Annotated in this window: 1 protein-coding gene and 1 pseudogene; both read left to right on the forward strand. The window is 75.3% G+C overall.

The annotated features are described in order from the left end of the window. Window positions 1–314 precede the first annotated feature (314 nt). A complete protein-coding gene (locus CCL05_RS43700) occupies window positions 315–617 on the forward strand; it encodes a hypothetical protein (RefSeq protein WP_086565936.1) in 303 nt (100 codons plus the stop codon). Beyond that, a pseudogene (locus tag CCL05_RS43705) lies at window positions 604–873 on the forward strand (transcriptional regulator); the annotation flags it as partial. The gene CCL05_RS43700 and the pseudogene CCL05_RS43705, both read left to right, overlap by 14 nt.

The following is an 873-nucleotide window of genomic DNA, read 5'->3' on the forward strand; positions in this document are numbered from 1 at the left end:
ACCTCGTGGCGCAACGCCGCGCTGCCACCGGGGCGCGCGCCCGGGACGCTCAGCCGCGGCACCCAGCGGGACCACTCGTGCTCCAGCACGGCCCTGCGCTGCCGGAGGTCAGGGCGCTGTGACATGGCCTCTCCCTGCCGTCGTACGTCGTACCGGGAGGACCGGTTCCGGGCGCGGTGCCGGCCCGGTCCTCGGTCTGAGGTCAGTGTTACCGGATGCGTGGGGCCGGGGTCGAGGAGACCGCCGGAAAGGGAAGGGGCCGCGCCGGAGGCGTNNCCGCGTACCACCCGTGCGGCGTGTCGCGTTGCCCGGGCATGGACAGTACTGAGACGGCGCGGCGGCTCACCGGGAACGACGCCGCTCCCCGGTCGTTCGCCGAACTCACCAGCGGATACGGGGGTCATCCGCCCATCTACGCGGCGCTCGTCGCCGAATGGCAGGCCAGGGGACACGCCGTCCCGGAGCACCGTGACGGTCAGTGGGTCTCCTTCGCGGCGCCGTCCGCGAGCGAGACCTGGGCCGCCGTCACCCCATGGACCGCCGGCCGGCACCCGGGGGCGGCCGCCCCCGACGGCACTCGCCTCACCAGCAGTCGGCCACCGCGTGCTCCGCGCTGACCTCCGGCAGCGCAGGGCCGTGCTGGAGCACGAGTGGTCCCGCTGGGTGCCGCGGCTGAGCGTCCCGGGCGCGCGCCCCGGTGGCAGCGCGGCGTTGCGCCACGAGGTGACCGAGTCCTGGGCGCGTTCGCTGAGCAGCGTGGATCCCGGGCGGGACAGCGCCCCGATCAGCGACGGCGGCCCGGTGCACCAGCGCTGGACGTCCTCACCGCTGTACCGGCCGGTCTCGGGCCTCGCCGGGGAACTGCACAGCATC

It is taken from the genome of Streptomyces africanus, assembly GCF_002150735.1.
Classification (GTDB): domain Bacteria; phylum Actinomycetota; class Actinomycetes; order Streptomycetales; family Streptomycetaceae; genus Streptomyces; species Streptomyces africanus.

Coding starts and splice junctions, on each gene's coding strand:
- CCL05_RS43700 (WP_086565936.1), top strand. CDS start 315: ATGGACAGTACTGAGACGGCGCGGCGGCTCACCGGGAACGACGCCGCT.